Below are 12,027 nucleotides of genomic sequence, written 5' to 3' on the forward strand. Positions count from 1 at the left end.
CCGGCGCCCTGGGGGGGGGCGGGGCGGCCGTGGGGGTGGGGGGGGCGGCCCCAGGGGGGGGGGGGGCGGGGGGGCCGGGGGGCGGGGCGGGGGCGGGGGGGGGGGCCCCCCGGGGCGGGGGGGGCCCCCCCCCGCCCCGGGGGGGGCGGCCCGCCCGCGCCCACGCGGCTGAGCCCCACGTCGACACGGCGGCGCCGCACGTCGACACGGCCCCGCGCCCCGAAAGGGGCGCGGGGAACCGCGCGGGGGCGGGGCACGCGCCGCACGCACCTGCCCCGCGTGGGCAGGACCGCCCCCGGCAGGGGGCTAGTGCGCCGCGGACTCCCAGTCCGCGCCGACCCCGACGGACACGTCGAGCGGCGCCCGGAGCTCCACCGCCCCCGACATCTCGCGGCGCACCAGCTCCTCCACCCGCTCCCGCTCCCCCGGAGCGATCTCCAGAACGATTTCGTCGTGGACCTGGAGCAGCATCCGGGAGCCCAGCTCCGCCTCCCGCAGCGCCCGGTCGACGTTGAGCATCGCGACCTTCACGATGTCCGCCGCCGTGCCCTGGATCGGCGCGTTGAGCGCCATCCGCTCCGCCATCTCGCGCCGCTGGCGGTTGTCGCTGTTCAGGTCGGGGAGGTAGCGGCGGCGGCCGAGCACCGTCTCCGTGTACCCCGTCGCCCGCGCCTCGTCGACGACCCGGCGCAGGTAGTCCCGTACGCCGCCGAACCGCTCGAAGTAGGTGTCCATCAGGCCGCGCGCCTCCGCCGCCTCGATGTTCAGCTGCTGCGAGAGGCCGAAGGCGGAGAGCCCGTACGCCAGGCCGTACGACATCGCCTTGATCTTGCGCCGCATCTCCGCGTCGACGGCCGACTTGTCGACGGCGAAGACCTGCGAGGCGACCGTGGTGTGCAGGTCCTCGCCCGAGGTGAACGCCTCGATGAGGCCCGCGTCCTCGGAGAGGTGCGCCATCACGCGCAGCTCGATCTGGCTGTAGTCCGCGGTCATCAGCGACTCGAAGCCCTCGCCGACCACGAAGCCGCGCCGGATGGCCCGGCCCTCGTCGGTGCGGACCGGGATGTTCTGGAGGTTGGGGTCCGTGGAGGAGAGGCGGCCGGTCGCGGCGACCGTCTGGTTGAAGGTCGTGTGGATGCGGCCGTCCGTCGCGACGGTCTTGATCAGGCCCTCGACCGTGACGCGCAGCTTCGCCTGCTCGCGGTGGCGGAGCATGACGACCGGCAGTTCGTTCTCGGTCTGGGACGCCAGCCAGGCCAGCGCGTCCGCGTCCGTGGTGTAGCCGGTCTTGGTCTTCTTGGTCTTGGGCAGGTTCAGCTCGCCGAACAGCACTTCCTGGAGCTGCTTGGGCGAGCCGAGGTTGAACTCGTGGCCCGCCGCCGCGTGCGCCTCCTTCACCGCCTGCTGCACGGCGGCAGCGAACTGCTGCTCCATGGACTCCAGGTGCCCCCGGTCGGCCGCGATGCCGTGCCGCTCCAGCCGGGCCAGCAGCTCGGACGTCGGGAGCTCCACGTCGTGCAGCAGCTGCGCCGCGCCGACCTCCTGGAGCCGCTCGTGGAAGGCGTCCCCGAGGTCGAGCACCGCGCGCGCCTGCGTCATCAGCGCGTCGGCCTCGGCCTGGTCGTCGGAGCCGAAGGCGAGCTGCCCGTCGGCCGCGGCGGCCGGGGCCAGCTCACGGCCCAGGTACTCGACCGAGAGCGCGTCCAGCGCGAAGGAGCGGCGGCCGGGCTTCACCAGGTACGCGGCGAGCGCGGTGTCCATCGTGACGCCCGCGACGCTCCAGCCCTGCTCGGGGAAGACCCGCATGGCGCCCTTGGCGTTGTGCATCACCTTGGGCCGCTCGGGGTCCGCGATCCAGGCGGCGAACGCCTTGTCGTCCCCCTCGGTCAGCTCGGCCGGGTCGAACCAGGCCGCGGCGCCGTCCGCCGCCGCGAGGGCGACCTCGGTGACGCTGCCCGCGCCCAGCGCCCAGGTGTCGCCTGTGACCACGCCGAGCGGCTGCCCGCCGTGCTCGGAGAGCCACGGCGCCAGCTCGTCGGCGCCGATGACCGTCCCGTCGACCTCCACGCCCGCCTCGGGCGCCGCGGCCTCCTCGGCACTGCCGCCGGGGTCGACGGCGAGGAGGCGCTCGCGCAGCGAGGGGTTGCGGATCTCCAGCACGTCCAGCACGCCGGTGACGGCCGCCCGGTCGTAGGGGGCGCGCTCCAGCTCGGCGGGGCCCTTGGGCAGCTCGACGTCGCGCACCATCTCGGTGAGCGTGCGGTTGAGCTTGACGGCGTCCAGGTGGTCCCGGAAGTTCTGCCCGGCCTTGCCCTTGACCTCGTCGGCGCGCTCCACCAGCTCGGCGAACGAGCCGAACTGGTTGATCCACTTCGCGGCGGTCTTCTCGCCGACGCCGGGGATGCCGGGGAGGTTGTCGGACGGGTCGCCGCGCAGCGCGGCGAAGTCCGGGTACTGCTGCGGGGTCAGTCCGTACTTCTCCTCGACCTTCTCCGGCGTGAAGCGGGTCAGCTCCGAGACGCCCTTGGTCGGGTACAGCACGGTGATGTTCTCGGTGATCAGCTGGAAGGAGTCGCGGTCGCCGGTGACGATCAGCACCTCGAACCCGGCCGCCTCCGCCTGCGTGGCGAGCGTGGCGATGATGTCGTCCGCCTCGTACCGCTCGACGGCGAAGCGGTCGGCGTGCATCGCGTCCAGCAGCTCGCCGATCAGCTCGACCTGCCCCTTGAACTCGTCGGGGGTCTTGGAGCGGTTCGCCTTGTACTCCGGGAACTCCTCGGCGCGCCACGTCTTGCGCGACACGTCGAACGCCACCGCGAAGTGCGTGGGCGCCTCGTCGCGCAGGGTGTTCGCCAGCATCGACGCGAAGCCGTAGACGGCATTGGTCGGCTGGCCGGTCGCGGTCGTGAAGTTCTCCGCGGGCAGCGCGAAGAACGCCCGGTACGCCAGGGAGTGCCCGTCCATCAGGAGCAGGCGCGGTCGGTTGTCTACGGTCTTCTTCGACGCTTTCTCAGCCACGTCCCCGATCCTGCCACGGACCACTGACAATCCCGACCGGCAAGACCTCCCGGGACCCCGTGTCAGTGACGCGTGACAGGATCGGATGCACACGCGATCGCACACTCGCACCCGCCTCAGGCTCGAAGGGGAGCACGATGGCCAGCAAGCCGCCCGCAGGTGACCCGGTCCAGGACGCGCCACAGGTCACGCCGCCGCAGCACGCCGCGGCCGGCCTCCCGGCCGTGGTGCACACGCTGCGCGTCTCCCAGGAGCAGATGGGGCTGGCCCGCACGGCGCGCACGCTGCTCAGGGTGAACCAGAAGAACGGCTTCGACTGCCCCGGCTGCGCCTGGCCCGAGGGCGAGAAGCGGCACGTGGCGGAGTTCTGCGAGAACGGCGCGAAGGCCGTCGCCGAGGAGGCGACCCTGCGCCGGGTCACCCCCGACTTCTTCGCCGCGCACCCCGTGGCCGACCTGGCGACCCGCAGCGGCTACTGGCTGGGCCAGCAGGGCCGGATCACCCGCCCCGTGTACCTGGCGGAGGGCGCGGAGGCGTACGAGGAGGTGAGCTGGGAGCGGGCCTTCTCGATCATCGCGGAGGAGCTGACCGCCCTGGCCTCCCCCGACGAGGCGCTGTTCTACACCTCGGGCCGCACCAGCAACGAGGCGGCGTTCCTGCTCCAGCTGTTCGCCCGCGAGTTCGGCACGAACAACCTCCCCGACTGCTCCAACATGTGCCACGAGTCGTCGGGTTCGGCGCTGACCGAGACGATCGGCATCGGCAAGGGCAGCGTCCACCTGGAGGACCTGCACCGGGCCGACCTGATCGTGGTCGCGGGGCAGAACCCGGGGACGAACCACCCGCGCATGCTCTCCGCGCTGGAGAAGGCCAAGGAGGCGGGCGCGAAGATCGTTTCGGTGAACCCGCTGCCCGAGGCGGGCCTGGAGCGGTTCATGAACCCCCAGAAGCCGATCGGCGTCCTCAGGGGCACCGCGCTCACCGACCTCCACCTCCAGATCCGCATCGGCGGCGACCAGGCGCTCTTCCGCCTCCTCAACAAGCTGGTGCTGGAGACCGCGGGCGCGGTCGACGAGGACTTCGTACGGGAGCACACGCACAGCTTCGAGGAGTTCGCGGCCGCCGCCCGCGCCGCCGACTGGGACGAGACGCTGGCCGCCACGGGCCTGACCCGCGCCGAGATCGAGCAGACCCTCGGCCTGGTCCTGGCGTCGAAGCGCACCATCGTCTGCTGGGCGATGGGCCTCACCCAGCACAAGCACTCCGTGCCCACGATCCGCGAGGTCGTCAACTTCCTGCTGCTGCGCGGCAACATCGGCCGTCCCGGCGCGGGCGTCTGCCCCGTGCGCGGCCACTCCAACGTGCAGGGCGACCGCACGATGGGCATCTTCGAGCGGCCCGCGCCCGCCTTCCTGGACGCCCTGGAGAAGGAGTTCGGCTTCGCCCCGCCGCGCCACCACGGCCTGGACGTGGTGCGTTCCATCGAGGCGCTGCGCGACGGCAGGGCGAAGGTCTTCTTCGCCATGGGCGGCAACTTCGTCGGCGCGACGCCCGACACGGACGTGACCGAGGCCGCGATGCGCCGCGCCCGCCTGACCGTCCACGTCTCGACCAAGCTCAACCGCTCGCACGCCGTCACGGGCAGGCGCGCGCTGATCCTGCCCACCCTCGGCCGCACCGACAAGGACGTGCAGGCGTCGGGCAGGCAGTTCGTCACCGTCGAGGACTCCATGGGCATGGTCCACTCCTCGCGCGGCAACCTGGCGCCCGCGGGCGACCGGCTGCTCTCCGAGCCCGCGATCGTCGCCCGGCTCGCCCGCGCGGTGCTCGGCGAGAAGTCCCGTACGGAATGGGAGGAGTTCGAGCGGGACTACGCGACCATCCGCGACCGCATCTCGCGCGTCGTCCCCGGCTTCGAGGACTTCAACGCGCGCGTGGCCCGGCCCGGCGGCTTCACCCTGCCGCACGCCCCGCGCGACGAGCGCCGCTTCCCCACCGCCACGGGCCGGGCCAACTTCACCGCGGCCCCCGTGGAGTACCCGAAGGTGCCCGAGGGGCGGCTGCTCCTGCAGACGCTGCGCTCCCACGACCAGTACAACACCACCGTCTACGGCCTGGACGACCGCTACCGGGGCATCAAGGGCGGCCGCCGCGTCGTCATGGTCAACCCCGACGACGCCCGCGAGCTGGGCCTGGCCGACGGTTCGTACGCCGACCTCGTCGGCGAGTGGCGGGACGGGGTGGAGCGGCGGGCCCCCGGCTTCCGCGTGGTGCACTACCCGACCGCGCGCGGCTGCGCTGCGGCGTACTACCCGGAGACGAACGTGCTGGTGCCGCTGGACTCCACGGCGGACGTCAGCAACACCCCCGCCAGCAAGTCCGTGATCGTGCGTCTGGAACAATCACCCACCGTCTAAGCGTTCGCTTAGACGCGTGTGCGTGCCGGAGGAACCGGCACGACACGACGGAACACCGCGAACGGAGCCGGGCCATGGGTGAGCAGTCCACAGTGAAGTTCCCGCCGGAGGTCATCGAGGAGTACGCCTCCCAGGGCATCGACCTGCCCGCGCTCTTCTCCGCCGGGCACCTCGGCGAGCGCATGGGCGTGCGGATCGTCGAGGCGTCGGCCGAGCGCGTCGTCGGCACCATGCCGGTCGAGGGCAACACCCAGCCGTACGGGCTCCTGCACGGCGGGGCGTCCGCGGTGCTCGCCGAGACGCTGGGCTCGGTCGGCTCCATGCTGCACGGCGGCATCAAGAAGATCGCCGTCGGCGTCGACCTCAACTGCACGCACCACCGCGGCGCCCGCAGCGGCCTGGTCACCGGGGTCGCCACCCCCGTCCACCGGGGCCGTTCCACCGCGACGTACGAGATCGTCATCACCGACGAGCAGGACAAGCGGGTCTGCACCGCCCGGCTGACCTGCCTGCTGCGCGACGTCCCCGCCGAGACGGCCTGACGCACGGGAAGGAGGGGCCCACCGACCGGCGGGCCCCTCCCCTCCGGTCGGACTACCGGGCGACCGGCAGCGTCACCGAGCTGACGCCCGACCTGACGGACAGCTCCGTGCCCGCCGGGTGGCGCAGCGTGTAGTCGTGGTCGGTGGAGATCAGGACCACGCCCAGCCGGTGGCCCTTCTTGAAGACGTAGTCCTGCGGCTGCATCCCCCACCGCAGCCGGTACTCGCGCCCCTCCACCAGCTTGGTCTGGCGCTCCGGCGTCACCCTGTTCCTGGCGTCCAGCCAGCCGCGCGACACGATCTTGAAGTCCGCCGTCTCGGTGCGGTGCCTGGTGCGGTACGTGCAGCCGGTGTCACCGGGGATGCCCTGCCCGTAGCAGATCTGCTGCGAGGTGTCCTGGTAGAGCCCGGCCGTCGAGCGGGTGTCCGTGCCGTAGTCCACGAGCAGCGCCGTCACGTAGGGCGAGGTGCCCTTGAGCGAGGCCCGCACCGACACCTCGGGCGCGCCGTTGACCCGCACGTCGCCGGGGAGCGCCCCCGTCGTGTACGCCAGCCGGTTCGGGTTCGCCGCGTCGGGCGCCGCGACCAGCTGCTCCGCGGTCAGGGTGCGCCCCGCGTCGGTCAGGGTGCGCCTGCCGGGAAGACCGGGCAGCGGCGAGAGGCCGCCCCCGTTCAGCCGCAGCGTCAGGTCGCGGGTGCCCTTGGCGGGCCAGTCGGACTGGCGCTTCCAGCTGAAGTCGGACTGCTCCACGTCGACCTTGGGCTCGTCCAGGGCGCCGTTCTTCAGCCCGTAGAGCCAGTAGTCGAACCACTGGTGGGTCTGGCGCAGCCACTCCTCCATGCGCAGCGGCATGGGGTTGCTGTGTCCGGCCTGGTGCAGCCACATCTTGCGCGGCACCCGGTTCTTGCCGAGCGCCTCCCACAGCTGCCCGGTGTGCCGCGTCTTCACGTTCCAGTCGTTGAGGCCGTGGACGACGAAGACGCCCGCCTTGATCTTCCCGACGTCCTTCAGGTAGTCGCGTTCCTTCCAGAACGGCGTGAAGTCACCGGTCCTGCGGTCCTGTTCGGCCGTCAGCGCGTCCAGCACCGGCTTGCAGACCTCCCGGTCGGTGCGGCTGTAGACGGCCTTGGCGAGGACGTCGGCGTCCTCGCCCTGGTAGCCGCCGGGCGCCACGACCCCGCCGTTCGCGCGGTAGTAGTCGTACCAGGAGGAGATGCCGGAGATCGGGACGATCGCCTTGAGGCCCTTGACGCCGGTCGTCGCGGCGGCGATCGGCAGCGTCCCGTTGTAGGAGATGCCCATCATGGCCGCGTTCCCGGTCGACCAGGCCGCGCCGATCGGCTTCCCGGCCAGGTCCCAGCCCTTGGCCCGGCCGTTCAGCCAGTCCACGGCCGCCTTGGCGCCCAGGGTCTCGCTGCGGTCGCCCGACGTGGGGCAGCCCGTCGAGCCGCCCGTGCCGACGCTGTCGAGCTGGGCCACCGCGTAGCCGCGCGGCAGGTAGTAGTTGTCGTAGTAGCCGGAGTACGGCACGGAGGGACCGATCAGCCCGGGGAGCCTGGTCTGCCTGCCGAGCCCGAGCCGCCCGGCCAGGGGCAGCCCGTCCTCGTCGACGTCGACCTCGTGGAAGGGGACGTCGTTGCCGCCGCCCCAGTAGGGGCTCGCCTCGATGATGGTGGCGACCTTCAGCCCCGCGTCGGTCTCCTTGGGGCGCAGGATCCGCATGCGCACGGTGTCCCGCCTGCCGTCGCGGTCGCTGTCCGCCTCGGTCTCGATGTCCACCTGCTGGTAGACGGCGTCGGCGCGGGAGAAGACCGGCTGGGTCTCGTTGCCGACGATCTTCAGTGCGGGCCGCTCGTCGGCCCCCGCCGCGGGTGCGGGGAGCACCGCGGCCAGGGACACGGCGAGGGCCGCGAGCCCGAACCTGCGCGCGGCCCGCGCCCCTGCCCGGCGCGCCGCGCGCGCGGTCGGCGCGGCACAGGACGCGCCTGCCGTACGGGATGTCTCCGACGTGCCCGGCGTGGGTGTGCCGGTGGGTCTCGCCATCGTGCCTGCCTCCAAGAACCGTGAATCAAGAACCGGGGGACGATCACGCGTGGAGCGCGCACACATTCCATCCCCCCGCACCCCTCCCGCACCAGAGGGCGACCGGAGCGACTCGGGTCGACTCCGGTCGGCTCCGGTCGGCTCCGCCGCTCCCCCGCCCGTTGCCGCCCCCGTCGGCCCGCCCTACCGTGCGGACATGAGGCCGCCGCGATGAGCACCATCGGCCCCGTCGAACCCGAGCCCCCCGGCCGCGACTTCCGCGTCCGCGCACCCGGGCCCGTCGACGTCATCGGCCCGGATCCGCCCCGGGTCTCGGACCGCTGGCGCGAACTGCCGCCGCGCCGCAGGCTGCTCGCCAAGGCCGTGGCCGCCGTCGCCGCGGCCGCCGCCCTCCTCGTACTCCTGCGCCCCTCGCCCTCCGGCTCCGGCGAGCGGCCGCCCGCGCCGCCGCCCCGGCCGCTGTCGCCCTGGCCCGCCCAGTCGACCGCACTCGACTACGAGGGCCCCGGGCCCGCCCGGCCGCCGTCCCCCGCAAACCAGTCCGCCGACTTCCGCTTCACCGTCGCCGTGCGGTACGGAGAGCCGGTGACCGTCGAAGCGCTGCGCCACGGCCTGCCCGGCCTGTCCGCCGTCACGACGCCCGCACCGCCGTTGCGGGTCTCCCCCGGCCGGAGTCTGCGCATCGTCGTACGGACCTCCGTAGACCAATGCACCGAAATGCCCCGGGAGATCGACTATCCGCACCTGGAGATGACCCTGCGCAACAGCCGCATCAGACAGCAGCACAGCTTCCTCTTCGGCGGGGCGTACCCGCGCGACCTCGCCCGTCTGCTGCGCGCGGCCTGCGGCGGACCGACCGTTGAAAGCCCACCCGCGAGCCCCTAACGTGCCTGCATGGCCCCTTCGGCGCACCGCACCTGGACCGGGAGTGCCGCCTGCGTGCTGCTCGCCGCCGCCGCGGCGGCGGGCTGCACCCGGGGCTCGCCCGCGGAGTCCGGCCCTTCGGCGGCGCCCGGCGCCACGGCCTCCACCAGCGTCTCGCCGCTCGTCGCGGACTGCGTCGAGCGCATCGCCTACTGGGCCCGCAAGTCACTCAACGGCGAACGCTGGTCCGGCCTCGACTGGGAGCAGAAGGGGCTCACCGAGGCACAGCACCTCGTCCACGAACGGATCGTCGCCGCGGCCCGCGTCGAACGCGAGCGCCACGGGGCTTTCGCGGCGGCGAAGTTGATAGACCGTCAGGCGGCCGCGGAGTGCGCCGCGCAGGGCGGCGCGACGCATGATCCACAGGTGGACGTACCGCCGCGACCATTACGCACAGTAATATACGTGCAGCAACCACGAAGTTCGCTCAGCGGACACCCGGGCCCCTCCGAATCACCTCCCGAGTCGCCCGCCGCCCCACCTCAAGATCCACTCGTGACAGCACCATGATCAGCTCAAGCTCCTTAGCGGAACTGCGAGTTCTCAGCATGTGGTCAGCGGAACGGAGGGCTCAAAATCCCCATCTGTCCACACTGCTCCCACCAGACCTCCCCCTCGTCATAACAAGACAGTCACAGCCTGTCTGCACCGCTCCCCGCCCTCGCAACCTGCCCTTAGAGTCACGGCCAGTCACCGCGCCGCCGGGCGCGTCACACAGCACGGCTCTGTACCAACCAAGTACGGCCCGGCGAGACACACGGCCCCTCATGGCGAGGGCGCCGCGCCAGGGAGAGGATTGATCGTGCGAAACCGTTCCTTGCTCATACTCACCAGCGTGCTCACCACCGGAGCACTCACGCTCACCGCCTGCGGCTCGCGCGACGACGACAAGAAGGACAAGGCCGACGGGGGCGAAGTAACCGTCGTCATCGGCGTGGACGCCCCCCTGACCGGCCAGAACTCCGCCACCGGCCTCGGCATCCAGTACGGCGTGCAGATCGCCGTCGACGACGCCAACGAGAAGAAACTCGTCCCCGGCGTCAAATTCAAGGTCGAGGCCAAGGACGACAAGGCCCTGCCGCCCACCGGCCAGCAGAACGCCACCGCCTTCGTCGGCGACAAGAAGGTCCTCGGCGTCATCGGCCCGCTCAACTCCGGCGTCGCCCAGACCATGCAGCAGGTCTTCGCCACCGCCAACCTCGCGCAGATCTCCCCCTCGAACACCGCCCCCGAGCTCACCCAGGGCAAGAACTGGGCGGCCGGCAACAAGAAGCGCGGCTTCAAGACGTACTTCCGCACCGCGACCACCGACGCCCTCCAGGGCGGCTTCGCGGCGGACTACGCCTACAACAAGCTCAAGAAGAAGAAGGTCTTCGTCGTCGACGACAAGCAGACCTACGGCGCCGGCCTCTCCAAGCTCTTCAAGCAGGGCTTCACCAAGCTCGGCGGCAGCATCGCGGGCGAGGACCACGTCAACGTCGGCGAGAAGGACTTCTCCGCGCTCGCCACCCAGGTCAAGAACTCCGGCGCCGACCTGCTCTACTACGGCGGCCAGTACGACGAGTCGCAGATCCTGACCAAGCAGCTCAAGGAGAAGGGCGCCAAGATCCCGCTCTTCGGCGGCGACGGCATGTTCACCCCGACCTACATCGAGACCGCCGGCGCCTCCGCCGAGGGCGACCTCGTCACCTCCGTCGGCGCGCCCCTGGACCAGCAGCCCGCCGCCAAGGACTTCATCGCCAAGTACAAGGCCAAGAAGTACCCCGGCGACTACGGCACCTACGGCGGCTACTCCTACGACGCCGCCACCGCCCTGATCCAGGCCATCGGCAAGGTCGTCAAGGACGGCAAGATCCCCGACGACGCCCGCGCCAAGATCGTCGACGAGGTCCAGAAGTCCCGGTTCGAAGGCATCTCCGGCCCCGTCGCCTTCGACGAGTACGGCGACACCACCAACAAGCAGCTCACCGTCTACCAGGTCAAGAAGGGCAAGTGGGAGGCCGTGGAGAGCGGCACCGCCAAGGAGAGCTGAGCACCACCGCACCGCAGTAGCACCCCGTAGCACCCAGGGCCGCGCGGCCACGACCACCCGTCACCGCGCGGCCCGCTTACTACCCCTTGCTCACTCCGCACCCACATGGAGGCCATGCGGTGAACACCCTGCCGCAACAGCTGGCCAACGGGCTGATACTCGGCTCGATGTACGGCCTGATCGCCATCGGCTACACGATGGTGTACGGCATCGTCCAGCTCATCAACTTCGCCCACGGCGAGATCTTCATGACCGGAGGCTTCGGCGCCCTCACGGTCTACCTGCTCCTGCCAGACGGCGTGTCCATGTGGCTGGCCCTCCCGGCGATGCTCGTCGGCGGCGCCATCGTCGCCGTCCTCATCGCGGTCGGGGCGGAACGCTTCGCCTACCGACCCCTACGCGGAGCACCACGACTAGCACCACTCATCACCGCCATCGGCCTCTCCCTCGCCCTCCAGCAGGCCGTCTTCAACTGGTACCCCGACGCCCGCAACGCGCGCGCCTTCCCCGACCTGCCCGGCTCCGGCCTCTCCTTCGGCTCCGTCGACATCTCCACGGACGAACTCTTCGTCCTGATCGCGGCCCCCATCTCGATGGCCGCGCTCGCCCTGTTCGTCCGCATGTCCCGCACCGGCCGCGCCATGCAGGCCACCGCCCAGGACCCGGACACCGCCCAGCTCATGGGCATCGACACCAACCGCATCATCATGGTGGCCTTCGCCATCGGCGGCCTCTTCGCCGCCATCGGAGCCGTCGCCTTCGGCCTGAAGACCAACAGCATCAACTACGACATGGGCTTCCTCACCGGCCTCAAGGCGTTCACCGCGGCCGTCCTCGGCGGCATCGGCAACATCTACGGCGCCATGCTCGGCGGCCTCGCCCTCGGCCTCATCGAAGCCATGGCCATCGCCTACGTCGCCGACATCCCGGGCATGCAGCAGCTCGGCGGCACCGCCTGGTCCGGCGTCTGGGCCTTCGTCGTCCTCATCCTGGTCCTGCTCTTCAGGCCACAAGGGCTACTCGGCGAACGCGTCGCGGACAGGGCGTGAG

9 protein-coding genes are annotated in these 12,027 nt (G+C 71.6%); 5 read left to right on the plus strand and 4 right to left on the minus strand.

What is annotated here, in order from left to right:
- Window positions 1-306: 306 nt before the first annotated feature.
- Window positions 307-3,018, minus strand: a complete 2,712-nt coding sequence (gene polA, locus ACIBNE_RS29220) for a DNA polymerase I (protein ID WP_399276721.1) — start codon at window positions 3,016-3,018, stop codon at window positions 307-309.
- Between the two features lie 137 nt (window positions 3,019-3,155).
- On the opposite strand from polA, the gene ACIBNE_RS29225 reads away from it, so the two are divergent.
- Together ACIBNE_RS29225 and ACIBNE_RS29230 are read left to right on the plus strand one after the other, a co-directional pair.
- On the plus strand, window positions 3,156-5,435 hold the full coding sequence (locus tag ACIBNE_RS29225) for an FdhF/YdeP family oxidoreductase (protein ID WP_399276723.1): 2,280 nt from the start codon (window positions 3,156-3,158) through the stop codon (window positions 5,433-5,435).
- A 74-nt stretch (window positions 5,436-5,509) separates the two neighbouring features.
- Window positions 5,510-5,977, plus strand: a complete 468-nt coding sequence (locus tag ACIBNE_RS29230) for a PaaI family thioesterase (protein WP_399276725.1) — start codon at window positions 5,510-5,512, stop codon at window positions 5,975-5,977.
- A gap of 52 nt (window positions 5,978-6,029) precedes the next feature.
- On the opposite strand, the gene ACIBNE_RS29235 is transcribed toward ACIBNE_RS29230, so the two are convergent.
- Complete coding sequence (locus ACIBNE_RS29235; RefSeq protein WP_399276727.1) at window positions 6,030-8,021, minus strand: Xaa-Pro dipeptidyl-peptidase; 1,992 nt, start codon at window positions 8,019-8,021, stop codon at window positions 6,030-6,032.
- A 210-nt stretch (window positions 8,022-8,231) separates the two neighbouring features.
- Between ACIBNE_RS29235 and ACIBNE_RS29240 the strand changes: the two genes are divergently transcribed.
- Window positions 8,232-8,906, plus strand: coding sequence for a hypothetical protein (locus ACIBNE_RS29240; RefSeq protein ID WP_399276729.1), 675 nt, complete (start codon window positions 8,232-8,234; stop codon window positions 8,904-8,906).
- Here ACIBNE_RS29240 and ACIBNE_RS29245 read toward each other — a convergent pair.
- Together ACIBNE_RS29245 and ACIBNE_RS29250 are read right to left on the minus strand one after the other, a co-directional pair.
- The gene (locus ACIBNE_RS29245; protein WP_399276731.1) at window positions 8,903-9,091 is read right to left on the minus strand and encodes a hypothetical protein; all 189 of its coding nucleotides are present in this window, start codon (window positions 9,089-9,091) and stop codon (window positions 8,903-8,905) included. The genes ACIBNE_RS29240 and ACIBNE_RS29245 overlap by 4 nt on opposite strands.
- Before the next feature lie 19 nt (window positions 9,092-9,110).
- Window positions 9,111-9,302 (minus strand): hypothetical protein, encoded by a 192-nt coding sequence (locus ACIBNE_RS29250; RefSeq protein ID WP_399276733.1) that lies wholly within the window; start codon window positions 9,300-9,302, stop codon window positions 9,111-9,113.
- 445 nt (window positions 9,303-9,747) lie between these two features.
- On the opposite strand from ACIBNE_RS29250, the gene ACIBNE_RS29255 reads away from it, so the two are divergent.
- Together ACIBNE_RS29255 and ACIBNE_RS29260 are read left to right on the plus strand one after the other, a co-directional pair.
- Window positions 9,748-10,977, plus strand: coding sequence for a branched-chain amino acid ABC transporter substrate-binding protein (locus ACIBNE_RS29255; RefSeq protein WP_399276735.1), 1,230 nt, complete (start codon window positions 9,748-9,750; stop codon window positions 10,975-10,977).
- A 119-nt stretch (window positions 10,978-11,096) separates the two neighbouring features.
- Window positions 11,097-12,026, plus strand: a complete 930-nt coding sequence (locus tag ACIBNE_RS29260; protein WP_399276737.1) for a branched-chain amino acid ABC transporter permease — start codon at window positions 11,097-11,099, stop codon at window positions 12,024-12,026.
- Window position 12,027 lies beyond the last annotated feature (1 nt).

The organism is Streptomyces sp. NPDC050504, from assembly GCF_044458065.1.
Taxonomy (GTDB): domain Bacteria; phylum Actinomycetota; class Actinomycetes; order Streptomycetales; family Streptomycetaceae; genus Streptomyces.

Excerpts from the sequence above, each read along its gene's own strand:
- ACIBNE_RS29225 (WP_399276723.1), top strand. The coding sequence starts at position 3,156 with ATGGCCAGCAAGCCGCCCGCAGGTGACCCGGTCCAGGACGCGCCACAG.
- ACIBNE_RS29230 (WP_399276725.1), top strand. The coding sequence starts at position 5,510 with ATGGGTGAGCAGTCCACAGTGAAGTTCCCGCCGGAGGTCATCGAGGAG.
- ACIBNE_RS29235 (WP_399276727.1), bottom strand. The coding sequence starts at position 8,021 with ATGGCGAGACCCACCGGCACACCCACGCCGGGCACGTCGGAGACATCC.
- ACIBNE_RS29240 (WP_399276729.1), top strand. The coding sequence starts at position 8,232 with ATGAGCACCATCGGCCCCGTCGAACCCGAGCCCCCCGGCCGCGACTTC.
- ACIBNE_RS29245 (WP_399276731.1), bottom strand. The coding sequence starts at position 9,091 with ATGCGCTCGACGCAGTCCGCGACGAGCGGCGAGACGCTGGTGGAGGCC.
- ACIBNE_RS29250 (WP_399276733.1), bottom strand. The coding sequence starts at position 9,302 with ATGCGTCGCGCCGCCCTGCGCGGCGCACTCCGCGGCCGCCTGACGGTC.